The organism is Streptomyces sp. Y7 (assembly GCF_043195415.1).
In the GTDB taxonomy this organism is placed as follows: Bacteria; Actinomycetota; Actinomycetes; order Streptomycetales; family Streptomycetaceae; genus Streptomyces.
In genome coordinates this window covers 80,684-105,734 of the sequence record NZ_JBIDDQ010000028.1, presented here as the reverse complement: position 1 = coordinate 105,734, position 25,051 = coordinate 80,684, and the positions used below count along the sequence as shown (strand labels likewise).

Sequence of the window (25,051 nt, the reverse complement as noted above, 5' to 3'; positions counted from 1 at the left end):
GACGCCCGTACGCAGGGGATGACATGATCGACAGGGCCCTTGCCCGGTAATCGGGTCGTACAGATTCGGTGGAGATTACGGGCCCGAAACTTACTCAACCGTCAGTTTTCTGTCCGACCCTTCCCCATGTGAGCGCATTTTCCTGCGCTGACCTGTGCGTACCTGAGCACCGCTCGGCTTTCCACCCCCTCCCGCCCTCTCGGCGGGTGGGGTAGCTTTCACGGCGCTGAGCGGAGCTTTTCAGCCGAGGCATTCGGAGCGGGGAGCGGGGTTTGCGCGAGTTCACCAACCCTCCGTTGGCGTTGGCACCGCCGGTGGGCGGCCTGGCCGACGTCGTCTTCGAGCATGCCCAGGAGGACCCGTTGTATGTGGTCCTGGGCCGCAAGGACGAGGACGACCAGTGGCGGGACGTCACCGCCGCCGAGTTCCGTGACGAGGTCCTGGCCCTGGCCAAGGGCCTGCTGGCCCGGGGCATCCGGTTCGGCGACCGCGTCGCGATCATGTCCCGCACGCGCTACGAGTGGACGCTCTTCGACTTCGCGCTGTGGACGATCGGCGCGCAGGTGGTGCCGATCTATCCGACCTCCTCGGCCGAGCAGTGCTTCTGGATGCTGTACGACGCCGAGTGCTCGGCGGCGATCGTGGAGCACGAGGACCACGCGATGACCATCGCGACCGTCATCGACCGGCTGCCGCGGCTGCACCAGCTGTGGCAGCTGGACGCGGGCGCCGTGCAGGAGCTGTACGACGCCGGCGCGCACCTCGACGACGACGTGGTCCACCGCCACCGGCAGGCGGTCACGCCGGACTCGACCGCCACGGTCATCTACACCTCGGGCACCACGGGGCGCCCCAAGGGCTGTGTCATCTCGCACGGCAACTTCATGTACGAGGCGGACACCGTGATCGAGCGGTGGGAGCCGGTGTTCCACTCCAAGAAGGGCGACGAGGCGGCGACCCTGCTGTTCCTGCCGCTCGCGCACGTCTTCGGGCGGATGGTGCAGGTCGCCGCGATCCGCGGCCGGGTCCGCTTCGGGCACCAGCCGCAGATGAACGCCGCAGCGCTGCTGCCGGACCTCGCCGCGTTCAAGCCGACCTTCTTCCTCGCCGTGCCGTACATCTTCGAGAAGGTCTTCAACGCCGCCCGCCGCAAGGCCGAGAAGGAGGGCAGGTCCGGTCCCTTCGAGAAGGCCGTCGAGGTGGCCGTGCGGTACGCGGACGCGATGGAGGCCAAGGCGTGGGGCATCGGGCCCGGCCCGTCGGCGGGGCTGCGGATGCAGCACCAGCTGTTCGACAAGCTCGTGTACTCCAAGATGCGGGCGGCGATGGGCGGCCGGATCCGGCACGCGATGTCCGGCGGCTCGGCGATGGACCGGCGCCTCGGGCTGTTCTTCGCGGGCGCGGGCGTGCACATCTACGAGGGCTACGGCCTGACCGAGTCCACGGCCGCCGCGACCGCGAACCCACCCGAGCGCACCCGGTACGGCACCGTCGGCCGGCCCATTCCCGGCATGACCGTGCACATCGCGGACGACGGCGAGATCTGGCTGCACGGCGGCAACGTTTTCCAGGGGTACCTCAACAACCAGAAGGCCACCGACGAGTCCCTGCACGACGGCTGGCTGGCCACCGGTGACCTGGGCTCCCTCGACGAGGACGGCTATCTCACCATCACGGGCCGCAAGAAGGAGATCCTGGTGACCTCCGGCGGCAAGAGCGTCTCGCCCGGGGTGCTGGAGGAACGCGTCCGGGACCATCCGCTGGTCTCCCAGTGCATCGTCGTCGGCAACGACCGCCCGTACATCGCGGCCCTGGTCACGCTCGACCAGGAGGCCGTGGAGCACTGGCTGATGATGCGGGACAAGCCGCAGATGACCCCGGCCCAGTTGGTGCGCGACGCCGACCTGGAGACCGAGGTGCGGCGTGCGGTCGTCGCCGCCAACACCCTGGTCTCGCAGGCCGAGTCGATCCGCACCTTCCGTATCCTGGCCCAGCCGTTCACCGAGGAGCACGGACTGCTCACGCCGTCGCTGAAGCTGAAGCGCAAGGCGATCGAGAACGCGTACTCGGGCGAGGTGGAGGCGCTGTACCAGGCGTGAGCGCGGGCCGGGTCAGCCGATGCTCACGCGGAAGATCTTGTCCGCCCCGTCCGGCTCACCCCCGTTGTTGTCGCTGTTGGTCGTGGACAGCCACAGCTGGTCGGCGCCGGGCACCTTGGTGACCGTGCGCAGCCTGCCGTAGGTGCCCACGTAGTAGGCGGTGGCCGGGCCGACGTTCTCGGTGTCGCCCTCGATCGGGACGCGCCACAGGCGTTCGCCGCGCAGGGCCGCCATGTAGATGACGTTGCGGACGATGGCGATACCGCTCGGGGAAGCCTCGGAGACCCGCCAGGTCTTCCTGGGGTTGGTCATGCCGGCGACCGAGCAGGTGCCTTCGCAGGTCGGCCAGCCGTAGTTGGCGCCCGGCTTGATGAGGTTGAGCTCGTCGAAGGAGCTGTTGCCGAACTCCGCCTCCCACAGGCGGCCGTTCCGGTCGAAGGCCAGGCCCTGGGGGTTGCGGTGGCCGAGGGAGTAGACGTAGCTGCCGAAGGGGTTGCCGGGGGCCGCCTTCCCCTCGGTCGTCAGGCGCAGGATCTTGCCGTTGAGGGAGTTCCTGTCCTGGGCGAGTGACGAGGTCTGGGCGTCGCCGGTGGAGGCGTAGAGCAGGCCGTCCGGGCCGAAGGCGAGGCGGCCGCCGTTGTGGTAGCGGTTCTTCTTGATGCCCTGGAGCAGGACGGTGTAGCCGCTCAGTGAGCTGCCGTCGTAGGTCATGCGCACGATGCGGTTGCCCTCGGAGGCCGTGTGCATGAAGTACACGCGGTGGTTGGTGGCCCAGCCGGGGTCGACGGCCACGCCGAGCAGGCCGCCCTCGCCGTCGGTGGTGACCGCGTTCGGCACGCTGCCGACCTGCGTCTTCGTGCCGTCCTTGGTCAGTTTGAGCACCTTGAAGCTGTCGCGTTCGGTGACCAGGGCGCTGGTGCCGTCGGGCATCCAGTACGTGCCCCAGGGAATGCTCCAGCCGGACGACACGGTGCCGATGGACGACGGGACACCGCCGTCCGTGGCGCAGGCCCGGGTGGTGAAGGTGACCGTGTTGCTCTGCGGGGAGGTGTTCCCGGCGGCGTCCCGGGCCACGACGTTCAGGTTGTAGGGGCTGTTGCAGGCCAGCCCGGTGACGGTGCCCGAGGTGGCGGGCGGCGTACCGGTGACGGTCTGGTAGACGGTGGAGCCGCTGCGGATGTCGTACGCGGTGACGGCCTTGTCGTCCGTGGCGGCGCCCCAGCTCAGTTTGGCGCTGTTCGCGGTGACGTCGGTGTACGACAGGGTGCCGGGCCCGGTCGGCGGGCTGGTGTCGGAGCTGGGCGCGGTCGTGCAGTCGACGGCCGGGGAAGCAGGGGAGGCGTTGCCGGCGGCGTCGCGGGCGATGACCGTGAGGTTGTAGGTGGTGGCCGGAGTGAGCCCGGTGAGGTTCTCGGCCGTGCTGCTTCCCGGGGCTTCGTCGATCTTGTTGCCGTGCTCGTAGATGTCGTACGCCGTCACCGCCACGTCGTCCGTTGAGGCGCCCCAGGTCAGGGTGAGGGCGTTCTCGGTGACGGCGGAGCATTCCGGCGTGCCGGGGCGGGTCGGGGCCCCGGTGTCGGCCGCCGCGTCCACCGTCAGCTTGTCGAGGTTGGGGCCCCCGGCCGAGGTGGTCGCGGTGGCCCGGACCTTGTTGCTGCCCGCGGTGAGGCCGGCGCTGATCGTCTTCGTGGCCCAGGTGGCCCAGTTCGCGGTGGGCGGGAAGGAGACGTTCGGCGCGACGACCTTGCCTCCGACCGAGATGTCCATGGGCCGGTCGGCGCCGGTGCCGTTGGCGTAGCGGAAAGCCAGCGAGGCGCCGCCCGCCGCGTCCGCGCTCACGGTGAACTCGACGTAGGAACCGGTCACGTTCGTGTAGTCGACGAAGCCCGAGCCCGTGTATCCGCCGTGGTTCGTGGCCACCGTGCCCTGCGAGACGGTCGCGGTCTCGGCCTGGTGGTCACTCGCGGCGGCGGCCGCGGCGCCGGACGGTGGGGAGGCGGTGAGGAGGGAGAGCAGCAGGCCGCCCAGCGCGGCGGCGAGCACGCCCCGGTGGGTGCGGCGTCTGGTGGGGATGACATGCATGGAGGTCCACCTCCAGGTGGGGGATGTCGTGCGGAGGGGCCGAGAGCCGCGAGGAGACCGGGCGGGGCTGCGGGGCAGGTCTCAACGGGCTTTCGGCTCACACGAGTTGGTAGCCGCGGAGGTTGCTGAGCAGCAGGTGGCAGTCCTGGAGCGAGCCGGAGGTGTCTCCGAGGGAACGGTAGATGCCCCACTTGGGGCGCACCCGGTCGGCCAGGAAGGTGTCGACGCCCGTCTTCGACTTGTCGATCACGGTGGCGCCGCCGCTCTTGAGGATCCAGCGGACCGAGCCCGCCGAGCCGTTGCCGACCTTGATCTGGAAGTCGACGTCGGTCCACTTGTCGTGCAGCGGCGCGAGGTCCGTACGCCCGACGAGGGTGTCGCTGTCGAAGAGCTTCAGCTCGATGGTCTGCGTCCCGTTCACCCGGCGCAGCGACTGCACGACGATCGGCGAGGAGCCGGTGCCCGGCTGCTTCATCTGCATGATGTGCGTGAAGCTGGTGGTCGCCTTCAGCGAGCTCGGGATGTACATCGAGTAGGTGATCCGCCAGGTCTGGCCCTGGGTCCACTTCAGATAGCTGCTGGCGGAGGTGCGCAGTCCGGTGACCTCCTGGCGCTGGCGGTCGGTCGAGGTGTCCCGGTCGGCCAGGTGCATGTTGAAGCGCCAGTTGCTGCCGGTGGCGTAGATGTGGGGCTGTCCGCCGGGATGGGAGTCCGCTCGGTCGTCCTCGATCGTCTCGAAGGCGCCGAGTCCGTCGCTCGCGGACGGGGACCACTTCAGCTGCCAGGACGCGGCCCGTGCGGGCTGCGCGGCCGGCAGTCCGACGGCGGCCGAGGCCACCCCGCCGAGTGCGGCGCCCAGCAACACCCTTCTGGATGTGTTCATGACACTAATCACTCCTCAGCTGTTCGTTCATGATCAGGAAGGCTCCGAGGCCGTGGAGGTCGTTGGTGGCCCGGGTGCGGGCGGCGTAGTAGGCGTAGTCGCCGACGTTGGTGCCCACGGAGATGTCGGTGAGGTCGGTGCGGCCGTCGGCACCGAGCGAGACCTTCGCGAGGACGCCCCGGTAGCCGCGTTCGGCGACGGCCGTGTAGCGCCGGTCGAGGTAGCCCTGCCGGGCACCGCGCGAGAGCGCGTAGGTGAACATGCTGGAGCAGGAGGTCTCGGTCCAGTTGTCGGCACGGTCACCCTTGTCGATCACCTGGAACCAGCGTCCGGTGGCCGGGTCCTGGTGGCGCTCCAGGCCGGCGGCGAGCCGGCGCAGGATGCGCAGCAGCGCCGGGCGGCGCGGGTGACCGGACGGGACGGCGTCCAGGACGTTCACCATCGCCATCGAGTACCAGCCCACCGCACGGCACCAGTGCTCGGGGGCGAGACCGGTGGCCGGGTCGGACCAGACGGCGGCGCGCGACGCGTCGTAGGCGTGCCGGAGCAGGCCGCCCGCGACCTGGAGATGACTGCCGTACAGCTGGAGCTGCTTCGCCGCCTCGTCGTTCGCGTACGCGGAGTCGTGGAACTCCTTGCCGTACTCCACCAGGAACGGGGTGACCATGTAGACACCGTCGGCCCACAGCTGGTGCGCGCGGCTGGGGGTGTCGGCGTGCCAGAAGCCGCCGTCCTTGGTGCGCGGGTAGGTGTCGAGGCGGTCGCGGATCTTCCTCGCCGCGATGCGGTAGCGGTCCTCGCCGGTCTCGTGGTGCAGGATCGTCAGCAGCCGTCCGGCCTGCATGCTGTCGAGGTTGTCGAAGCTCCGGCTCATGGAGCCGTCCGCGGTCACGAACCGGTCGACGTAGCTCTTGACGTACGCCAGGTACCGCGGGTCGTGGGTGCGGCGGAAGACCAGGTACTGGCCGTAGAGGTAGAGGCCGACCGGGTACGACCAGCCGCCGATGGTCGTCGGTGTGTAGCGGGCCGTGGTGGAGTCGACCATGGCGATCGACCAGTCCACCACCGTGGCGACGGCGGCCGTGCGGGCGGTCGCGGGCGGTGCCGGCTCGGCCGCGCCGGCGGAGACGGCGGGCACGGCAGGCACGGCAGGCACGGCAGGCACGGCAGGCACGGCAGGCACGGCGGGCACGGCGGTGAGGGTCGCTGCGGCGAGCACGGTCGCCGTCAGCAGCGCGCGCAGGCGTCTCATGGTGCTCCTTCGCGGTAGACGTGGACAGGGATCCCGGCCGGCGGGCGGGCGCTGTCGACCAGGTCCCTCACCAGGGCGTGGTCGGGCGAGAGCCGGCAGGCGGGGTCGGTGCGGGTGGCATCGCCGGTGAGGGCGTACGCCTGGCAGCGGCAGCCGCCGTGGTCGGTGGTGCTCAGGGCGCAGCCCCGGCAGGGTTCGCGCATCCAGGAGTCGCCGCGGTAGGCGTTGAACGCTTTCGACTCCTCCCAGATCCAGGCGAGTTGACGGGTCCTCACGTCGGGCGGGTCGAGGCCGGGGAGGGCTGCCGCGGCCGGGCACGGCAGGACCGTGCCGTCCGGGGCGACGGTGAGCGAGAGGGCGCCCCAGCCGCCCATGCAGGGTTTCGCGACACCGTCGACGTAGTCGGGAGTGACCCAGATCAACTCCGGTGTGGCGTCCGGGCGTTCACGCCACCTGGCGAGCGTGGCGCGGGCGCGGTCGACCTGGTCCCGGGTAGGCAGCAGGGCGGCACGGTTGCGCAGGGCCCAGCCGTGGAACTGGGTGTGGGCGAGCTCGATCCGGTCGGCGCCCCAGGCCGTTCCCAGGGCGATCAGCTCGTCGAGGGCGTCGATGTTGGCGCGGTGCAGGACGATGTTCAGGCCGAACGGCAGCCCGGCGGCCCGGATCAGCCGTGCGGCCCGCTCCTTCGCGGCGAACGAGCGGGCGCCCGCGATGCGGTCGGAGGTGTCCGGGTCGGCGTGCTGCACGGACAGCTGGACGCTGCGCAGCCCCGCCTCGACGAGTTCGCCGAGCCGCCGCTCCCCCAGTCCGACGCCGCTGGTGACCAGTTGGGTGTAGAGGCCCACACGCTCGGCGGCGGCGACGATCTGCGCGAGGTCCCGCCGCAGCAGGGGCTCGCCGCCCGACAGATGGGTCTGTACGACGCCCAGGTCAGCGGCCTGCCGGAACACTCCGGCCCATGCGTCGGCGGTCAGCTCTGTTGACCGACCGACCAGTTCGACGGGGTTGGAGCAGTACCCGCAGCGCAACGGGCAGCGGTGGGTGAGTTCCGCGAGCAGGGCCCACGGTGCCTCGACGGTCATCGCAGCCAGCCCTCCTTCCGCAGCGTCCGGAGGAATTCCGGGACTTCCTCGGCGACCGGGGCGCCGGGGAACCGTGCCACCAGTTCGGCGACGACGTCGGCCACCGCCCTGCTGCCGTCGCACAGCCGCAGCACGCCGCCCGCGTTGCCGTGCAGCACGACCACCCGCTCGGGCAGCAGCAACAGGTAGGTGCCGCGCACCCGGTCGTATCGGAGGACGACCGAGCGGGCGAGGACGGGACGCCAGGTCATGGGCCCCCTCCCCCGGCCGCTCGACCTCCTCCGGCCGCTCGGCCTCTCGCTCTCGTGCGCTCTGCGTCTGCGGCCGCCCCGCCGCCGCGATCTCCGTCTCCGGCCGCGTCCACCGCGTCCAGCAGCGCCCACAGCACGTCGCACTTGTAGGCCAGCGCGGCCACCGCCCGCTCCTGCTGCTCCCGGGTGCGGGCCCGTTCCAGCACGAGGGCGAGGGCCTCCTCGCCGTCCCGGGCGCCCTGGCCGACCCGGGTGCGGAAGTAGGCGAGGCCGGCCGGGTCGATCCACGGGTAGTGGGTCGCGAAGGCGGCGATGCGGGTGCGCATCAGATCCGGTGCGGACAGCTCGGTCAGGGACGCGGCGACGGCCTCGACGACGGGGCTCAGCCGGCAGAAGTTGACGTATCCGTCGACCGCGAGACGCACCCCGGGCAGTACCCGGGAGGCGTCCCACAGCTCCCCCCGGTCGAGTCCGGCCGCCTCGCCGAGGCGCAGCCAGCGCTCGATGCCGCCCTCGCCCTCGGCCGTGCCGTCGTGGTCACGGATGCGGCGCAGCCAGGCGCGGCGCAGGGCGGGCCGCTCGAGCCCGGCGAGGATCAGGGCGTCCTTGACGGGGATGTGGCGCTGGTAGTGGAAGCGGTTGGCGATCCAGCGGCGCAGTTCGGCCGGGGTCAACTCGCCTTGGTGCATCCGGAGGTTGAAGGGGTGACGGTCGTGGTAGCGGGCCGCGGTGACGGCGCGCAGTCGCCCGGTGAACTCGGTGGTCGTCCAGGGGGCTGCGGCGCCGTCGGCGTGCACCCGCGTCGCGGTCACGATGCTCTCGCGGTGCGGCCGGCTAGCGGTCGGCGAGGGCGTAGGCGGTCACTTCGAGCGCGGTGTCCACGACGGCGTAACCGGGGCTACGCCAGACCGTTTCCTCCGATGTTTCCTGAATGATCTGTTCCGTCGGGAGGGCCGGGAGGGCACGGAGCAGCTTCTCGTCCATGTGCGCATACCTGCTTTCCTGAGGAAGTGGGGGGGTCTCAGAGCCCAGACAGGCGGCTGCCGTTCACATGCATGCACCGAGTTCATCGACACGTTCGGTGGCGCGATACAGAGTCGCGGCATGACGAGCCACGGTCAATGGTCCGGACCGATAACGTCGGATGCGTTTCCGGCCAATCTCCCCGCCGCCCACTGACTCACCGGTCAGTTGCCGTGACTTCCCGGACGGATTCCGGCGTCAGGAATGCATCACGCCTCGTGATCGTTGACGATATGAGTACCACCTGACGACAACCGTAAGGATCAAGAGCTCGTGAGCAGCAAGGTCCCCCCGATCATCCTCAACAACGGCGTCGAGATGCCCCAGCTGGGCTTCGGCGTCTGGCAGGTGCCGGACGACGAGGCCACGCGGGCGGTCGGCACCGCGCTGGAGGCCGGGTACCGCAGCATCGACACAGCGGCGATCTACGGCAACGAGGAGGGCACCGGCCGGGCCATCGCCGCCTCCGGCGTCCCTCGCGAGGACATCTTCGTCACCACCAAGCTCTGGAACCGCGACCAGGGCTACGACTCCACGCTGCGCGCCTTCGACACGTCGCTGGCGAAGCTGGGCCTGGACCACGTCGACCTCTACCTCATCCACTGGCCGGCCCCGTCGCGCGACAAGTACGTCGACACCTACAAGGCGTTCGAGAAGCTGCACGCCGACGGCCGTATCCGCGCGATCGGTGTCTCCAACTTCCTTCCGGAGCACCTCGAGCGGCTGATCGGCGAGACGTCGGTCGTCCCGGCGGTCAACCAGATCGAGCTGCACCCGCACCTTCAGCAGCACACCTCCCGGGCGCTCCACGCCGAGCAGGGCATCGCCACCGAGGCCTGGTCGCCGCTCGGTTCGGGCAAGGGCCTGCTGGAGGTCCCGGCGATCGTCGCCATCGCACAGAAGCACGGCCGCACCCCGGCCCAGATCGTGCTGCGCTGGCACCTCCAGATCGGCAACATCGTGATCCCGAAGTCCGTGACGCCGTCCCGGATCAAGGAGAACATCGAGGTCTTCGACTTCAGCCTGGACGACGAGGACCTCGCGGCGATCAGCGCGCTCAACGAGGACCGGCGGATCGGCAGCGACCCGGCCACCGTCGACTGACAGCGCTCCCACGCGACCGTCCGCCCGCCGCCCGGCAGCCCGAGCGGCGGGCGGACGCGCGTGGAGAACCGGTACCGCGCGTCAGTCCCCCCGCACATCGGTGAAGACGACCTCGAACTCCTCCAGTCCGGTCACGGTCACGTGGGCCTTGGCCGCACCCTCGTGCCGGGCCGCCGCCTGACCCGCGCGGGACGCCGCCAGGGACACCTGGTCGACGAAGATCGCCCCGACCATGCCCCGGCCGCGCTCCCGGTCGACCAGCAGGGACGCCCGGGCCAGCCCCGGCAGCGTCTCCAGCCGGGGCACCACCGTCGCCCGGAACGTGTCGGCGAGCAGGTCGGTGTCCATCGGGTCGAACTCCAGCCTGGTCAGCCGCAGTCCGCCGCCCGCCTGCGGCTGACGTGCCTGATGGAAGACGAGCGCCTCGTAGTTGTCGACCGACAGCGTCCCCGCGAACGGGTCCAGCATCGCCGCGCGCCGCTCACGCAGCACTTCGTCGCTGTTGTGCCGGGCCCGCTCCGACTCCCACCAGCTGGCGGCGAGCAGTTTCCCGAGCGTCCGGTCCACGAAGACACTCGCCCCGCGGTAACCCGGACGGTCCTCCAGCAGGTCCCGCCCCTCGGTGTTCATCGCCCTGATGGCAGTGTCGATCTTCGTGGGATCGCCGGTCGTGTAGATGGCGCGTACGAACATGGCACCTCCCGAAAATCCGGGGCACACATCCAAAAACTCGGCATCTCCAGTCTTCTACCGGGGCGATCCCGCCGCAATCAGCCCCGGAATCCCGAGGTCGTACGCGGGGTCTTGACGCGGCCACGCAAAGAGGGCCACCTTGTTGACCCCGTCAGGAAACTTTCCTAACAGAAAGACTCCCGGGTCTCGCCCATCGAGAACCACAGCGCGGCGGTCTCGCTGGGCGAGCGGCTGGCGAAGGAGTTCATGGCCGACAACCGAGTCGGCCGACTCAGCGGTCAGGCAGGTCAGTTGGGCTGTCCGATCGGCCGTACGACGACGGTGTTGACGTCCACGCCGTCGGGCTGCCGGACGGCCCACACCACCGAGTCGGCGATCTGGTCGGCCGTCAGCAGATGCCCCGGCGGCAGGCTGCCGTAGCTGTCCCAGAACGGTGTCTCCACCCGGCCGGGGGCGATGTGGGTGACGCCCACGCCCCAGTCGGTGACCTGCCGCCGGGTGTTCTCGGCGAGCCCGGTCACGGCCCACTTCGTCGCCCCGTAGATGTTGCCGGGCCCCGGCACGAAGCCGGCCACGCTGCCGACCAGCACGATCCGGCCGCGGGTCTCCTTCAGGGCGTCGATGGAGGCACGGATGAGCAGCGCCGGGCCGAGGACGTTGGTCAGCACCATCTCGGTCCAGCCCGCCGGGTCGCCCTCGGCGACACTGTCATGGGTGGCGAACCCGGCGTTGGCGACGACCGTGTCCAGCCTCCCGAACGCCTTCAGGGTGGCCTCGACCGCCGCCTGTACGTCCGGGTACTCGGCGGCGTTCCCCACGATCGTCAACAGGCCGTCCGGTTCGCCGAGTTCCTCGGCGAAGGCCCGCAGCCGCGCGGCACCGCGGCCGGTGACGGTGCCCCGGTACCCGGCGTCCAGCAACTGCCGTGCGACGGCGGCGCCGATGCCGCTGCCGCCGCCGGTGATGAGCGCGACCGGAGAGTCGGTCATGGTGCTTCCCCCTCTGTCTCGGTTCGGACGACGGGGAGTCCATCACTTCGAGAGCTCTCGAAGTCAAGCCCCGCCCGCCGGCGTTCCCGGTGTCAGCTGGTCCGCACCGCCGTGTACACCGTCTGCGCGGCCAGCACGAACAGATCGGGGCGGTGGTGCACGCTCGCCTTGTCGTCCGGGTCGAGCAGCCGGTCGAGGGCCGCGCGGTCGTCGGCGTCGAGGCGGTCGCCGACGCCGTCACGGGTGCGGGTGAGGATGTCGGCGACGTAGGCACGGGCGCGGTCCGTGGTCGGGGCGGGCAGGTCGAGGAGGAAGGTGCGGGTGCCGGTGGGCCGCAGCCCCGCGGCGGCGATCAGCGCGGGCCAGTCCTCGGTCTCGGCGACGGAGCCGGGCAGTTCGTCCCTCATCTGCGCGAACCACTCCGTCTCCAGCACGTCGAGCCGCGCCTGGAGTCCGGGCCGCCCGAAGCCGATGTCGCGCGGCAGGAAACGCGACGGCAGGCCGCCCTCCTGGAGGGCCAGCGTGCCGCCGGAGGCGAGCCGGTCGGCGAACGCGGCGAGGGCGGCCCGCTGGTCGCCCAGGTGGTGCAGACTGCGGCCCGCCCACAGCAGATCGACGGGATAATCCAACTCCCCCAGCACAGCGGGGAGTTCACCGGCCAGCGTGCCGAAGCGGTCGGCGACACCGAGGCGCTCCGCCCGAGCCTGGGCCCGTTCCAGGAGCGGCTCGGACCCGTCGACGGCGACGATCCGGGCGCCGGGGAAGGTGTCGGCGAGCAGACAGGACACCACGCCGGGGCCGCTGCCCGCGTCCACGATCAGCCCCGGCTCGGTCTGCCGCTTGCCGAGCCAGGCCATGGCGTGCTCGTACAAGGGCAGGAACAGCTCGGCCTGCGCCTCCAGCATCGGGCCCATCGCGGCCCAGTCGACGTCGGTGTGGTCGTGGTGGTGCTGGTGTCGAGGGTGCTCGTGCTCGTGCCGGTGGTGCGGGTGGTCCTCGTGCGCCATGGTGGTCAGCCTCTCGTCCGGTTGACGCCAGCCTGCTCCGACGCACCGCCCCGGTGCCACTGTCCTTGCCGTAGCGGCAAAAACCGGGCAAAGAAAATGAGGTGCGAGGACGGGTGCCGGTCGCCCACCATGGCCGGATGGACGACGAGATGGTGGAGCGCTTCCTCGAGGACGGGTTCGTGAGGGTCGAGGGCGCCTTTCCGCCACGTGTCGCCGAGCACTGCGCACGGCTGCTGTGGCGCGAGACCGGGTACGACCCCGAGGATCCGGGCACCTGGAAGGACCCCGTGCACTGGGTGTACGACATGGCGCAGGGCCCCTTCGCGGCCGCCGTCAACACGCCCGTCCTGCACGAGGCCTTCGATGTGCTGGTGGGTGAGGACCGCTGGCAGTCGCGCTACTCCCTGGGCAGCTTCCCTTTGCGGTTTCCGCACGAGGAGGAGCCCGACGACGCGGGCTGGCACATCGAGGGCAGCTACCTGCCCGACGGCGCCCGGCACGTGCACGCGAACGTGCATTCGAAGGGCCGCGCGCTGCTGATGCTGTTCCTGTTCAGCGAGGTCACCGAGGACGACGCCCCGACCCGCATCCGGGTCGGCTCCCACCTCGACGTACCCGCGGTCCTGGAGCCCTACGGCGAGGCCGGCGCGACCTTCCTGGAGCTGGGCCCGCAGGTCGCCGAGGCCTCCGCGCACCGCCCGCTCGACCACGCCACCGGCCGCCCCGGCGACGTCTACCTCTGCCACCCCTTCCTGGTCCACGCCGCCCAGCCCCACCACGGCACCCGCCCCCGCTTCATGGCCCAGCCGCCCCTGCACCCGTCGAAACCGCTGGAACTGGACCGCCCCGACGCCGACTACTCCGCGGTGGAGTTCGCGATCCGCCGGGGCCTGGCCAGAGAGAACTGACCGGACCCCGGCGGCCTGTCGCGCGACCGGCCGCAGACGGCCGGCAGCCGAGGTCACCGCACTACGACAACGGCGGGTAGGCGTTCTGCATCAGCTGCTGGAACTGCGCGGAGAACCAGTGCCCCGACAGCGGAGCGTTCGGCAACGCACCGGACAGGTTGTTGCCGTTGCGCGGATTACCCGTGTACGTCGGGTCGCACATCCGGTCGAACCCCTTGCCCTCGTCGTTCGGGATCTCCGAGCTGGCACCGTCCGACTCACCCGGCGGCTTGATCCAGACGTAGGCGTCGATCCCCGCCGCCGGCGCGGCCTGCGGACGCTCGCCGAGACCGGCACCGGACTGGTTGCACCAGTTGCCGACATGGATCCGGCGGTCGTAGCGGCCGCCGTTGACGTAGGTGTCGACGTCGGTCGTGGCACCCGGGCCGGCGGGCCGTGCGCTGCCGCCCCAGCCGTTCCTCGACGTGTCGATCAGCATGCCGATGCCGGAGTTGAAGCCGGTCGTCACGAGCTGGTTGCGGAAGCCCTGCGCGAAGGACAGCTCGTCGGTGTAGCGGTTCCAGTCGACCCACTTCGACTCCCGGACGGACTTGCCGCCGACGGAGTCGTTGATGGTGAAGTTGTTCTCCTTCAGGGCGCTGTAGTTGGCCGTGTTGGCGATGAAGCCGTGCACGTCGCCGACGGTCGCCCCCTCGGAGGTGGCCGCCTCCTTCATCACGGCGGCGCTGGCGGCGAAGTTGTCGTCCCAGCCGATCCAGCCGTGGTGGCCGGCGTCGATGTAGTTGTAGACGTTGCCCGCGTCGCCCAGCTTGTTCAGGGCGTAGCCGACACCCTTCTGGTAGTTGCCGTTGGCCTTCATCACGTCGCACTGCGGGGTGGCCGTGGGCCGGCTGCCGGTGTTGGTGACCAGGTTCGGCAGCGAGTCGATCTCGATCGTGGTGACGATCCGCAGCGAGGCGTACTTCGGGTCGGCGAGAATCGCCGCGATCGGGTCGATGTACTGCGTCTTGTACTTGTCGATCTCCGTCGGGCCGAGTTCGCCGTTGGAGGCGAGGGCGGCACAGTCACGGCCCGGCAGGTTGTAGATGACGAGCTGGACAACCAGTTCGCCGGAGCCCTTCTGGGTCAGGGCCTCGTCGAGGTGGTCGCGCAGGCCCATGCCGCCGTTCACGCCGTTGATCGCGGCGATCCGGTCCAGCCAGACACCGGTCGGCTGACTCGCGATCCGGCTGCCGCCCGGTTCGGCGGCCGCCTTCGCGGACCACTCCGGGTTCACGTACACCTTGGCGCCGGAGTAGGGGTTGTCGACCTTCGGCCCGGTCGGGCCGGGGTCGGTCGGATCGGTGGGGCCGCCACCGCCGTCGTCGACGTTGCAGGTCACACCGTCGAGGGTGAAGGTGGCCGGGACGGCGTTGGTGCCGCTGTAGGAGCCCTGGAAGCCGAAGCTGACCGAACCTCCGGTCGCGAGGGTGCCGTTGTAGGTCTCGTTGGCCGCGGTGACGGCTGCGCCGCTCTGGCTGATCTTCGCGTTCCAGCCGCTGGTGACCTTCTGGTTCCCGGCGTACGACCACTTCACCGACCAGTTCGACCTGGCGGCGCCCTGGTTGGTGACCGTGACGGCGGCGGTGAAGCCGGTGTCCCACTGGTTCTGGACCTTGTAGTCGACGGTGCAGGGCACGGCGGCCGTGCCGATTCCACCCGGGTCCGCGGCGAGCGCGGTTCCCGAGGCCCCGGCGACCAGCGCCGCGGCGGCGAGCATCGCTGTTCTGGTACGACTCATGAGTGCGGGTTCCTTCTGAGTGAGAGGGATTACCGGTCGAGGGCGCGCAGGTGGTCGCGCAACCCGATGCCGAACGACGTGGGGGTTCCGTCGTAGGCGGAGATCAGGGCCGGCCCTGAGGAACAGTCCCAGGTGTTCCAGGTCCAGCCGAGGTAGGACAGGTCCCGGTCGTCGAACCACTTCATGACCCGGTCGACGAAGGAGTGCGAGCAGGTGTTCTCCCCGATCTCCCCCGCCACCAGCGGCACCCGGTCCGCGACGGGGGCGAGCGTGGAGTTCCAGCAGCTCTCGTTCGCGCAGGTGTTGAAGTTGTAGACGTGCCAGGCGGCGGCGAGATTGCCCGCCGGGTCGGTGGGCTCGTGGGTCAGCCACTGACTCAGGTCGTTCGCGTACGCGAGCCCGCCGAGCAGGATCGGGTTGCCGGCGCCCGTGTCCCGTACGGCGTCGACGAGGTCCTGCATGCCGGCGACCTCGTACCCGATGCCGGGACAGGTGCCGCCGTCCCGCCAGCACTGCCACGCCTGGGTGGTCGTGGACGTGGCGCGGTCCGGGTAGGGCTCGTTGAACAGGTCGAACACGACCGTCGGGTCGTCCTTGAAGGTGCTGGCGACCGACGTCCAGAAGGCGGGCGTGTACCGCATGTTGGGCATCGGCTTCTGGCAGGTGGCGTGCTCGTCGGAGCAGCCCGCCGAGTTGCCGGTGTACTGGCCCCAGGACCAGTGCAGTTCGAGCATCGGCGTCATGCCGTGCGCCTTGACCCGCCCCACCAGGTCCTTGACGGCGTTCACGTAGTTCGTGCCGCCGTACTCGGGCTTGATATTGGACAGGCCCAGCCAGCACTCCTCGTTCAGCGGAATGCGGACCGTGTTGGCGTTCCAGTCGGCGATCGCCCCGATGGCGGCGTCGTCGACCGGACCGTCCCAGATGCCGTGGCCCTGGACGCACATGAACTCGCCGCCGGAGCGATTGACGCCGAGCAGGCGACGGGTGGTGCCGTCGGCGTCCACGAGCTTGTTCCCGGCGACGTGCAGCACCGGCACCGAGCCCTCACCGGGGTCCGGCGGATCGGTCGGGTCCGGTTCCGCGCCGGCATTGCAGGTGGTGCCGTTGAGCTCGAACACGGCCGGAACGGCGTTGCTCCCCGACCACGAGGCGATGAACCCGGCGCTGACGCTCGCGCCGGTGGCGAGTGAGCCGTTCCAGCTCTCGTTCGTCGCCGTCACCGTCGTACCGGACTGGGACCACTTGGCGTTCCAGCCCTGGGTGACCTGCTGCCCGCCCGCGAAGTCGAAGCCGAGGCTCCAACCGCTTACGGGTGCGGCGTTGTTGGTGACGGTCACGGCCCCCTGGAAGCCGCTGTCCCACTGTCCGGTGACGGAGTACTCCACCGTGCAGGCGGGTGTGGCTCCCTGCGCCGTGACCACCGGCACCGTCACGGCCGCGACAAGGGCGACCGCTCCGGTGACGGCTAAAAGTACTGAACGCGGGGGGTGTCGCATGAGCGACTCCTTGCAGATCAGGCGCGCCGTGACGGACGCGTCGACTGATGGAATCGCTCCCACTGGTGCCCAAGAAGGTAGCGCCAAGTGACGATGAAGGACAGAGGAGTTACTGACTTTCACTCAACTCGACTCGTCGAATCTTTTCGACTCTTCAAGCGCCTTGACCCCTCGCACCCCCGTCCGCACTATGGGAGCGCTCCCACTGGTTCAAGCCTTGACCTCTCCGAGCCACGAGGAGGAACCAGCACGTGCATCCCCCACGCAGACGCAGAACCGTACGGCGGTTGTGGACGGCCGTCGTCGCGGCCATGGCACTCCCCTTGACGATGCTGAGCACGGGTTCGACACCCGCCCAGGCAGCGGCGGTTCAGTGCGGTGTCGACTACAGGACCAATGACTGGGGCTCCGGCTTCACCGCGGATCTGACGATCACCAACCGGGGTACGGACGTCATCGACGGCTGGACCCTGACGTACGGCTACGCGGGCAACCAGAGGCTCAGCAACGGCTGGAACGGCACCTGGTCCCAGTCCGGGCAGACGGTCACCGTGAAGGACGCCGGCTACAACGGGCGGATCCCCGCCGGCGCCGCCGTCACCACGGGCGCGCAGTTCACGTACAGCGGCAGCAATGCCGCGCCGACGAACTTCGCCGTCAACGGCACGAGTTGCACGGGCGCCCATCAGCCGCCCATCACCGTGCTGACCAGCCCGGCGGCCGGCGCCGTCTACTCGCAGGGCGACGCCGTCCCGCTCGCGGCGACGGCCGCCGCCGCGGACGGCGCGACGATCGGCAAGGTCGAGTTCTACGACGACACGACCCTGCTGGGCACGGACACGACGGCTCCGTACTCGCTCTCGGCCTCAAGCTTGACCGTGGGCAGTCATTCGCTCCTCGCGAAGGCGTACGACAGCCTGGGCGCGTCCGCGGACTCCACGCCGGTCGGCATCACGGTCGCCTCGGGTCCCGCCGTAGTGGCCGCGCCGACCCAACTCCCGGTCCAGCAGGGCAAGTCGGCGACCTACGACGTGAAGCTGTCGACCCAGCCGTCGGGCAACGTCACCGTCACGACCGCCCGCACGAGCGGCAACTCGGGTCTGTCGGTGACCGGCGGTGCCTCGCTCACCTTCACGTCCTCGAACTGGAACACGGCCCAGAAGGTGACCATCACCGCGGCCGCCTCCGGCACCGGCTCGGCGACCTTCGAGTCGACGGCCACGGGGCACGCCAAGGCATCGGTGACGGCGACCCAGATCGCGGCGACGAAGGCGTACGACGCCCGCTTCCTGGAGCTGTACGGCAAGATCACCAACCCGGCGAACGGCTACTTCTCGCCCGAGGGCATCCCGTACCACTCGGTCGAGACGCTGATCGTCGAGGCGCCGGACCACGGCCATGAGACCACGTCGGAGGCCTACAGCTACCTTCTCTGGTTGCAGGCGATGTACGGCAAGGTCACCGGCGACTGGTCCAAGTTCAACGGGGCCTGGGAGATCATGGAGAAGTACATGATCCCGACCCACGCCGACCAGCCGACGAACTCCTTCTACAACGCCTCCAAGCCGGCGACCTACGCGCCCGAGCTGGACACCCCGAACGAGTACCCGGCGAAGCTCGACACCGCCGTCTCGGTCGGTCCGGACCCGATCGCGGCCGAGCTGAAGAGCGCGTACGGCACGGACGACGTCTACGGCATGCACTGGCTCCAGGACGTCGACAACGTCTACGGGTACGGCAACTCGCCGGGCAAGTGCGAGGCGGGGCCGAGCGACACGGGGCCGTCGTACATCAACACCTTCCAGCGCGGCGCGCAGGAGTCGGTGTGGGAGACGGTGCCGCAGCCGACCTGCGACCAGTTCAAGTACGGCGGGAAGAACGGGTACCTGGACCTGTTCACCGGTGACGCGTCCTATGCCAAGCAGTGGAAGTTCACCAACGCCCCGGACGCCGACGCGCGTGCGGTGCAGGCCGCCTACTGGGCCGACAAGTGGGCCGACGCGCAGGGCAAGGGCGGTGACATCTCCGCAACCGTGGCCAAGGCCGCGAAGATGGGCGACTACCTGCGCTACGCCATGTACGACAAGTACTTCAAGAAGGTCGGCAACTGCGTCGGTCCGTCGGCCTGCCCGGCCGGCACCGGCAAGGACGCCTCGCACTATCTGCTCTCCTGGTACTACGCCTGGGGCGGCGCCACCGACACCTCGGCGGGCTGGGCCTGGCGCATCGGCTCCAGCCACACGCACGGCGGCTACCAGAACCCGATGGCCGCGTACGCCCTGGCCTCCTACGCCGATCTGAAGCCCAAGTCGGGGACGGGGCAGGCGGACTGGGCCAAGTCGCTGGAGCGTCAGGTCGAGTTCTACCGCTGGCTGCAGTCCAGCGAGGGCGCGATCGCCGGCGGTGCCACGAACAGCTGGGCCGGCCGGTACGCCACGCCGCCCACCGGCACGTCGACGTTCTACGGCATGTACTACGACCAGCAGCCCGTCTATCACGACCCGCCGTCCAACCAGTGGTTCGGCTTCCAGGCGTGGTCGATGGAGCGGGTCGCCGAGTACTACCAGCAGACGGGGAACGCCTCCGCGAAGGCCGTCCTCGACAAGTGGGTCGACTGGGCGCTGTCCGAGACGACCGTCAATCCGGACGGCACGTACCGGATTCCGTCGACGCTCCAGTGGTCGGGGCAGCCCGACACCTGGAACGCCTCAAGTCCGGGTGCCAACAACGGACTGCATGTCACCGTCGCCGACTACACGAACGACGTCGGCGTGGCGGCCGCGTACGCCAAGACCCTGACGTACTACGCCGACCGCTCCGGTGACACGCAGGCCGCGGCCACGGCCAAGGCGTTGCTCGACGGCATGTGGGACAACCACCAGGACGCCCTGGGCATCGCCGTCCCGGAGAGCCGCGCCGACTACAACCGCTTCGACGACGCGATCCACGTCCCGAGCGGCTGGACCGGCACCATGCCGAACGGCGACGCGATCAGCTCGTCGTCGACCTTCGACTCGATCCGTTCGTTCTACGAGGACGACCCGGCCTGGTCGAAGATCGAGGCGTGTCTCGCGGGCGGTGCGGTGCCGTCGTTCACGTACCACCGGTTCTGGGCTCAGGCGGACATCGCCCTGGCCATGGGTTCGTACGCGGAGCTTCTCGAATAGTCCCCGCCGGGCGCTCCGCGGGTCGGCCGTGTTCTGTCTGCGGGTCCGCTGTGGCTGGTCGCGCCCGCGCGGCGAAGCCGCAAATGGACACAGCCCCGCGCCCCTGAAGGGGCGCCTCCGGGCACGGCATTTCCCCGGAACCGCTCGAAGGCTCCACGTGCGTGGTCCCGTCACCTGACGGCGGGACCGACCGGCCGGGCGGCCCCTCCCGCACAGGGGGTCGCCCGGCAATTCTCGGGCCACGCGGAAAGCGCTTACCGCCTCACTTCTCCCCCCCTTACCGGAAAGGACCCCCCGTGCGAAGAACCCGCATCCTCACGGCGGTGCTCGCGCTGGCGGCCGGGCTGCTCGCGGGCGCGCCGCCCGCGCTCGGCGCCGGCTCCACGAAGGACGTGTCGGTCACCGCCGACACCTACACCTGGAAGAACGCCCGCATCGACGGCGGCGGTTTCGTCCCCGGCATCGTCTTCAACCGCAAGGAGAGGAACCTCGCGTACGCCCGTACCGACATCGGCGGCGCCTACCGCTGGCAGCAGGCGTCGAAGACCTGGACGCCGTTGCTGGACTCGGTCGGCTGGGACGACTGGGGGCACACGGGTGTGGTGAGCCTGGCGTCCGACTCCGTGGACCCGGACAAGGTGTACGCGGCGGTCGGGACGTACACCAACGGCTGGGACCCGGGGAACGGCGCCGTCATGCGCTCCGCCGACCGGGGCGCGAGCTGGCAGAAGGCCGACCTGCCGTTCAAGCTGGGCGGCAACATGCCCGGCCGCGGCATGGGCGAGCGGCTCGCGGTCGACCCGAACCGGAACAGCGTCCTGTACCTGGGGGCGCCCAGCGGCAAGGGGCTGTGGCGCTCGACCGACTCAGGGGTGTCCTGGTCGCAGGTGGCGAACTTCCCCAACGTCGGCACCTACGTGCAGGATCCGAGCGACACGAGCGGGTACGCCAGTGACAACCAGGGCATCGTGTGGGTCACCTTCGACGAGTCCACGGGAACGGCCGGGAGCGCGACGCGGACGATCTACGTCGGGGTCGCCGACCAGGACAACGCGGTGTACCGGTCGACGGACGCGGGCGCGACGTGGTCACGTCTCGCCGGGCAGCCGACCGGGTATCTGGCACACAAGGGCGTCCTGGACGCGGCGAACGGCTACCTCTATCTCGCCTACAGCGACAAGGGCGGCCCCTACGACGGGGGCAAGGGCCGGCTGTGGCGGTACGCGACGGCGACCGGCACCTGGACCGACATCAGCCCGGTCGCGGAGGCCGACACCTACTACGGCTTCAGCGGCCTGACCGTCGACCGGCAGAGGCCGGGCACCGTGATGGCGACGGCGTACAGCTCCTGGTGGCCGGACACCCAGATCTTCCGCTCGACGGACAGCGGCGGCGCCTGGACGAAGGCGTGGGACTACACGTCGTATCCCGACCGCGCCAACCGCTACACCCTGGACGTCTCGTCGTCGCCGTGGCTGACCTGGGGCGCGAACCCTTCGCCGCCCGAGCAGACACCGAAGCTGGGCTGGATGACGGAGGCGCTGGAGATCGACCCGTTCGACTCGGACCGGATGATGTACGGGACGGGCGCGACGATCTACGGCACCGAGGAGCTGACGAAGTGGGACAGCGGCAGCCGGTTCACGATCCGGCCGATGGTGCAGGGACTGGAGGAGACGGCGGTCAACGACCTCGCCTCTCCCCCGTCCGGCGCCCCGTTGCTGAGCGCCCTCGGTGACATCGGTGGCTTCCGGCACACGGACCTCGCCAAGGTGCCGTCGATGATGTTCACCCAGCCGAACTTCACCACGACGACCAGCCTGGACTTCGCCGAGACCAACCCCGGCACAGTGGTCCGGGTGGGCGATCTCGACTCGGGTCCGCACATCGCGTTCTCGACCGACAACGGCGCCAACTGGTTCGCGGGCACCGACCCTTCGGGGGTCAGCGGCGGCGGCACCGTCGCGGCGGCGGCGGACGGGAGCCGGTTCGTGTGGAGCCCGGCCGGGGCGGGCGTGCAGTACACGACGGGCTTCGGCACGTCGTGGCAGGCGTCGAGCGGGATCCCGGCCGGGGCGGTCGTGGAGTCGGACCGGGTCGACCCGAAGGTCTTCTACGGCTTCAAGTCAGGTAAGTTCTACGTCAGTTCGGACGGCGGCGCGACCTTCACCGCCTCCGCGGCGAGCGGGCTGCCGGGCGGGGACAGCGTCCGCTTCAAGGCGCTGCCCGGGGCAAAGGGTGACGTGTGGCTGGCGGGCGGTGCGACGGACGGGGCGTACGGTCTGTGGCACTCCACCGACGCGGGCGCCACCTTCACCGAGCTGTCCGGTGTCGAGCAGGCCGACACGATCGGCTTCGGCAAGGCGGCGCCGGGCGCGTCCTACCAGACCCTCTACACCAGCGCGAAGATCGGCGGGGTACGCGGCATCTTCCGCTCCACCGACAAGGGCGCGACCTGGAGCCGCATCAACGACGACGCCCATCAGTGGGGTTGGACAGGTGCGGCGATCACGGGTGATCCGCGGGTGTACGGCCGGGTGTACGTGTCCACGAACGGCCGCGGGGTCGTCTACGGCGACATCCCGGACGCGGGCGGCGGGACCGACCCCACTCCTACGCCGACCGGCGCCTGCACCGTGACGTACACCGTCACCAACCAGTGGGCCGGCGGTTTCCAGGCTGAGGTGCGGCTCACCAACACCGGCTCGTCGGCGTGGAGCGGCTGGTCGCTCGGGTGGTCGTTCGCGGACGGCCAGCGGATCACTCAGCTGTGGAACGCCGAGTACACACAGTCGGGTTCGGCAGTGACCGCGCGGAACGTGGGCTGGAACGGGGGCGTGGCTGCCGGGTCCTCGGTGAGCTTCGGGTTCACGGGGACCTGGTCGGGGGCGAACACGAGACCGCCGTCGTTCCAGCTCGGTGAGCAGAGCTGCACCATCGTGTGACGCTGCGGGGCACTGGGGCGCGCGTTCACGGGCGTTCCGCCGGTGCGGACGTCGTCGTGCGCCTCCGTCCCCGGATCAGGGAGGCGGCCGCCGCGGCCAGGGACATCGCGATCGCGAGGGAGAAGACCACGACCAGGCCGTCGTGGAAGGGCTGGGAGATCAGGTGCGGGAAGAACTCCCGTCCGGTGAGGTGCGCGGCGTTCTCCGGCGGGAGCCCGCCGAGGATGGTGCCGCCGAGCAGGTGCTGGACGGGGTTGTAACCGAGGAACGCGGCGAACAGGACACCGACGGGCGGGAGCCCGGCCACCGTGTGCGCGGCGTCGGCCGGGACGCCCTGCGCCGTCAGCCCGGAGGTCAGGGTCTGCGGCAGGGAGCCGGAGAGTCCGGCGACCATGAGCGAGAAGAACACGCCCATGGACAGCACCATGCCGGCGTTCTGGAAAGTGGCGCGCATCCCGGAGGCGGCGCCGCGCGCCTCGGCGGGCACGCTCGACATGATGATCGAGGTGTTGGGAGCGGCGAACAGCCCGCCACCGAGGCCGTTGAGGAAGGCGAGCAGCGCGAAGAGCCCGTAGCCGAAGTCGGTGGGCAGGGCGAGCAGTCCGGCGAAGGAGGCGGCCATGACGACGAACCCGGAGGCGGCGAACGGCCTCGCCCCGTACTTGTCCGACAGGTACCCCGAGACGGGTCCGGCGACGAGGAAGCCGACGGTCAGCGGCAGCATGTAGATGCCGGCCCACAGCGGGGTGTCGGCGTAGTCGTAGCCGTGCAGGGGCAGCCAGATGCCCTGGAGCCAGATGATGAGCATGAACTGCAGCCCGCCGCGCGCGACGGAACCGAGCAGCGCGGCGAGGTTGCCGCCCGCGAACGCCGCGTCGCGGAAGAGCCGCAGCGGGAACATCGGTTCGGCGACCTTGGTCTCGATCACGCAGAAGAGCGCGAGCACGGCGACGCCGCCGATCAGCCCGGCCAGCACCCAGGGGTTGGTCCAGCCCATGGTGTGGCCGCCGTAGGGCTGGATGCCGTAGGTGATGCCGGCCAGCAGCGCGGTCAGCCCGACGGCGAAGGTGAGGTTGCCCCACCAGTCCATCCGGCCGGGGGTGCGGACGCCGGTCTCGTGCAGCGACTTGTACGCCCACACCGTCCCGATGATGCCGATCGGGACGTTGACCCAGAAGACCGAGCGCCAGTTCCAGGTGACCAGGGCCCCGCCGAGCACCAGGCCGAGGAAGGACCCGGCGATGCCCGCGACCATGTTGACGCCGAGGGCCATGCCGCGCTGCCGGGCGGGAAAGGCGTCGGTGAGGATGGCGGCGGAGTTGGCCATCAGCATGGCGCCGGCGACGGCCTGCGCGATCCGCCAGCCGATCAGCCACAGCGCCCCGCCGGCCCCCTGGAAGGGGTCGAGGGAGAGGATCACCGAGGTCAGGGTGAAGATCAGGAATCCGGCGTTGTAGATCCGGACCCGGCCCCACATGTCGCCGAGCCGGCCGAGGGCGACCACCAGCACCGCCGTGACGAGCATGTAGCCCATCAGCATCCACAGGAGATAGCTGACGTTGCCGGGCTGGAGCGGGTCGAGCCGGATGCCGGTGAAGATGCCCGGCAGGGAGATCAGCACGATGGAGCTGTTGATGGTGGCGAGCAGGATGCCGAGGGTGGTGTTGGTCAGCGCCACCCACTTGTAGCGGGGGTGGTCGGCGCCGATCCAGGCGCTGTGTCCGCGCTGCCGGGCGGCGGGGGCGCCGGCCCGGCGGTCCGTGGTCTCCTCGGTGGCCATGTCCTGCTCTCTCTGCGTTCGGGTACCGGCCGTCCGCCTCGGTCGGGCCGGGTCAGCGCTGGAGGTCGCCGGGGCGGTCCGGCTCCCCGACCATCCGCCGGACGAGCGGTACGGCCGTCTTCATCGCCGCGCCCAGCGCCTCCCGCTCGTCCTCGGAGAGGGCGTCCAGCAGGCCGGCCAGCCGCGCCTCCCGTTCCCGTCTGCGCTCGGCCAGCACCGTGCGCCCGGCGTCCGTGATGGCGACGAGGCTCACCCGTCCGTCGTCGGGGTCGCCGACCCGGGTCGCCAGCCCCTGGCTCTCCAGCCGCTGCACGAGCTGCGTCATCGACGGCTGCGCGACGCCTTCCGCCGCCGCGAGCACGGTCAGCCGGACGGGGCCCTCCCGCTCCAGCCGGCCCAGCGTGGAGGCGGTCGTGAAGCTCATGCCCCTGCGGTCCACCAGGCTGCGGATCACGGTTCCCGCGACTTCGGCGAGCGCCCGGGCGATCTCTTCCGGCTCCATCCGCT

The 25,051-nt window shown here is 70.3% G+C and carries 19 protein-coding genes; 5 read left to right on the top strand and 14 right to left on the bottom strand.

Going from position 1 to position 25,051, the window contains the following annotated elements; genetic code table 11:
- The first annotated feature begins 272 nt into the window (after nt 1-272).
- Nucleotides 273-2,099 (top strand): AMP-dependent synthetase/ligase, encoded by a 1,827-nt coding sequence (locus ACGFW6_RS38535; protein WP_393520844.1) that lies wholly within the window; start codon nt 273-275, stop codon nt 2,097-2,099.
- Between the two features lie 12 nt (nt 2,100-2,111).
- Here the strand turns inward: ACGFW6_RS38535 and ACGFW6_RS38530 are convergent, their stop codons facing one another.
- The 7 genes from ACGFW6_RS38530 to pqqA all read right to left on the bottom strand — a co-directional run bounded on the left by ACGFW6_RS38530 (nt 2,112) and on the right by pqqA (nt 8,633).
- Nucleotides 2,112-4,181, bottom strand: coding sequence for a PQQ-dependent sugar dehydrogenase (locus tag ACGFW6_RS38530; protein WP_393520842.1), 2,070 nt, complete (start codon nt 4,179-4,181; stop codon nt 2,112-2,114).
- Between the two features lie 97 nt (nt 4,182-4,278).
- A complete protein-coding gene (locus ACGFW6_RS38525; RefSeq protein ID WP_393520840.1) occupies nt 4,279-5,064 on the bottom strand; it encodes a heparin lyase I family protein in 786 nt (261 codons plus the stop codon).
- Between the two features lie 4 nt (nt 5,065-5,068).
- On the bottom strand, nt 5,069-6,316 hold the full coding sequence (locus ACGFW6_RS38520) for a glycoside hydrolase family 105 protein (RefSeq protein WP_393520838.1): 1,248 nt from the start codon (nt 6,314-6,316) through the stop codon (nt 5,069-5,071).
- Nucleotides 6,313-7,398, bottom strand: coding sequence for a pyrroloquinoline quinone biosynthesis protein PqqE (gene pqqE, locus ACGFW6_RS38515; RefSeq protein ID WP_393520836.1), 1,086 nt, complete (start codon nt 7,396-7,398; stop codon nt 6,313-6,315). The genes ACGFW6_RS38520 and pqqE overlap by 4 nt, the downstream gene beginning before the upstream one ends.
- Nucleotides 7,395-7,649, bottom strand: a complete 255-nt coding sequence (gene pqqD, locus ACGFW6_RS38510) for a pyrroloquinoline quinone biosynthesis peptide chaperone PqqD (RefSeq protein WP_393520834.1) — start codon at nt 7,647-7,649, stop codon at nt 7,395-7,397. The genes pqqE and pqqD overlap by 4 nt, the downstream gene beginning before the upstream one ends.
- Nucleotides 7,646-8,461, bottom strand: a complete 816-nt coding sequence (gene pqqC / locus ACGFW6_RS38505; RefSeq protein ID WP_393520832.1) for a pyrroloquinoline-quinone synthase PqqC — start codon at nt 8,459-8,461, stop codon at nt 7,646-7,648. Before pqqC ends, pqqD begins: the two co-directional genes overlap by 4 nt.
- Nucleotides 8,462-8,483: 22 nt before the next feature.
- The gene (gene pqqA / locus ACGFW6_RS38500; RefSeq protein ID WP_393520830.1) at nt 8,484-8,633 is read right to left on the bottom strand and encodes a pyrroloquinoline quinone precursor peptide PqqA; all 150 of its coding nucleotides are present in this window, start codon (nt 8,631-8,633) and stop codon (nt 8,484-8,486) included.
- 312 nt (nt 8,634-8,945) lie between these two features.
- Here pqqA and ACGFW6_RS38495 point away from each other — a divergent pair, with 312 nt between their 5' ends.
- Nucleotides 8,946-9,776, top strand: coding sequence for an aldo/keto reductase (locus tag ACGFW6_RS38495; protein WP_393520828.1), 831 nt, complete (start codon nt 8,946-8,948; stop codon nt 9,774-9,776).
- 81 nt (nt 9,777-9,857) lie between these two features.
- Here ACGFW6_RS38495 and ACGFW6_RS38490 read toward each other — a convergent pair whose 3' ends face one another.
- The 3 genes from ACGFW6_RS38490 to ACGFW6_RS38480 all read right to left on the bottom strand — a co-directional run bounded on the left by ACGFW6_RS38490 (nt 9,858) and on the right by ACGFW6_RS38480 (nt 12,465).
- Nucleotides 9,858-10,469, bottom strand: coding sequence for a hypothetical protein (locus tag ACGFW6_RS38490; protein WP_393520826.1), 612 nt, complete (start codon nt 10,467-10,469; stop codon nt 9,858-9,860).
- A gap of 287 nt (nt 10,470-10,756) precedes the next feature.
- Nucleotides 10,757-11,458, bottom strand: coding sequence for an SDR family oxidoreductase (locus ACGFW6_RS38485; protein WP_393520824.1), 702 nt, complete (start codon nt 11,456-11,458; stop codon nt 10,757-10,759).
- A gap of 92 nt (nt 11,459-11,550) precedes the next feature.
- On the bottom strand, nt 11,551-12,465 hold the full coding sequence (locus ACGFW6_RS38480) for a class I SAM-dependent methyltransferase (RefSeq protein WP_393520822.1): 915 nt from the start codon (nt 12,463-12,465) through the stop codon (nt 11,551-11,553).
- A gap of 137 nt (nt 12,466-12,602) precedes the next feature.
- Here ACGFW6_RS38480 and ACGFW6_RS38475 point away from each other — a divergent pair, with 137 nt between their 5' ends.
- Complete coding sequence (locus ACGFW6_RS38475) at nt 12,603-13,373, top strand: phytanoyl-CoA dioxygenase family protein (RefSeq protein ID WP_393520820.1); 771 nt, start codon at nt 12,603-12,605, stop codon at nt 13,371-13,373.
- 61 nt (nt 13,374-13,434) lie between these two features.
- Here the strand turns inward: ACGFW6_RS38475 and ACGFW6_RS38470 are convergent, their stop codons facing one another.
- Together ACGFW6_RS38470 and ACGFW6_RS38465 are read right to left on the bottom strand one after the other, a co-directional pair.
- Complete coding sequence (locus tag ACGFW6_RS38470) at nt 13,435-15,153, bottom strand: glycoside hydrolase family 6 protein (protein WP_393520818.1); 1,719 nt, start codon at nt 15,151-15,153, stop codon at nt 13,435-13,437.
- A 29-nt stretch (nt 15,154-15,182) separates the two neighbouring features.
- Nucleotides 15,183-16,652 carry a cellulose binding domain-containing protein gene (locus ACGFW6_RS38465; protein ID WP_393520816.1) on the bottom strand — a complete coding sequence of 490 codons (1,470 nt, stop codon included), beginning with the start codon at nt 16,650-16,652 and terminating at the stop codon, nt 15,183-15,185.
- Between the two features lie 251 nt (nt 16,653-16,903).
- Here ACGFW6_RS38465 and ACGFW6_RS38460 point away from each other — a divergent pair, with 251 nt between their 5' ends.
- Entirely contained in the window at nt 16,904-19,819 is a 2,916-nt protein-coding gene (locus tag ACGFW6_RS38460; protein ID WP_393520814.1) for a glycoside hydrolase family 48 protein, read from the top strand.
- A gap of 296 nt (nt 19,820-20,115) precedes the next feature.
- Nucleotides 20,116-22,764: a cellulose binding domain-containing protein gene (locus tag ACGFW6_RS38455; RefSeq protein ID WP_393520812.1), complete on the top strand. Its 2,649-nt coding sequence runs from the start codon at nt 20,116-20,118 to the stop codon at nt 22,762-22,764.
- Between the two features lie 25 nt (nt 22,765-22,789).
- On the opposite strand, the gene ACGFW6_RS38450 is transcribed toward ACGFW6_RS38455, so the two are convergent.
- Nucleotides 22,790-24,544, bottom strand: a complete 1,755-nt coding sequence (locus ACGFW6_RS38450; protein ID WP_393520810.1) for an MFS transporter — start codon at nt 24,542-24,544, stop codon at nt 22,790-22,792.
- A gap of 52 nt (nt 24,545-24,596) precedes the next feature.
- Complete coding sequence (locus ACGFW6_RS38445; protein ID WP_393520808.1) at nt 24,597-25,046, bottom strand: MarR family winged helix-turn-helix transcriptional regulator; 450 nt, start codon at nt 25,044-25,046, stop codon at nt 24,597-24,599.
- Between the last annotated feature and the right edge of the window lie 5 nt (nt 25,047-25,051).

Bases quoted from the DNA above. Each gene is read 5' to 3' on its own strand.
- ACGFW6_RS38530 (WP_393520842.1), bottom strand. From the start codon at position 4,181: ATGCATGTCATCCCCACCAGACGCCGCACCCACCGGGGCGTGCTCGCC.
- ACGFW6_RS38525 (WP_393520840.1), bottom strand. From the start codon at position 5,064: ATGAACACATCCAGAAGGGTGTTGCTGGGCGCCGCACTCGGCGGGGTG.
- ACGFW6_RS38520 (WP_393520838.1), bottom strand. From the start codon at position 6,316: ATGAGACGCCTGCGCGCGCTGCTGACGGCGACCGTGCTCGCCGCAGCG.
- pqqE (WP_393520836.1), bottom strand. From the start codon at position 7,398: ATGACCGTCGAGGCACCGTGGGCCCTGCTCGCGGAACTCACCCACCGC.
- pqqD (WP_393520834.1), bottom strand. From the start codon at position 7,649: ATGACCTGGCGTCCCGTCCTCGCCCGCTCGGTCGTCCTCCGATACGAC.
- pqqA (WP_393520830.1), bottom strand. From the start codon at position 8,633: ATGGACGAGAAGCTGCTCCGTGCCCTCCCGGCCCTCCCGACGGAACAG.
- ACGFW6_RS38490 (WP_393520826.1), bottom strand. From the start codon at position 10,469: ATGTTCGTACGCGCCATCTACACGACCGGCGATCCCACGAAGATCGAC.
- ACGFW6_RS38485 (WP_393520824.1), bottom strand. From the start codon at position 11,458: ATGACCGACTCTCCGGTCGCGCTCATCACCGGCGGCGGCAGCGGCATC.
- ACGFW6_RS38480 (WP_393520822.1), bottom strand. From the start codon at position 12,465: ATGGCGCACGAGGACCACCCGCACCACCGGCACGAGCACGAGCACCCT.
- ACGFW6_RS38475 (WP_393520820.1), top strand. From the start codon at position 12,603: ATGGACGACGAGATGGTGGAGCGCTTCCTCGAGGACGGGTTCGTGAGG.
- ACGFW6_RS38470 (WP_393520818.1), bottom strand. From the start codon at position 15,153: ATGAGTCGTACCAGAACAGCGATGCTCGCCGCCGCGGCGCTGGTCGCC.
- ACGFW6_RS38465 (WP_393520816.1), bottom strand. From the start codon at position 16,652: ATGCGACACCCCCCGCGTTCAGTACTTTTAGCCGTCACCGGAGCGGTC.
- ACGFW6_RS38450 (WP_393520810.1), bottom strand. From the start codon at position 24,544: ATGGCCACCGAGGAGACCACGGACCGCCGGGCCGGCGCCCCCGCCGCC.
- ACGFW6_RS38445 (WP_393520808.1), bottom strand. From the start codon at position 25,046: ATGGAGCCGGAAGAGATCGCCCGGGCGCTCGCCGAAGTCGCGGGAACC.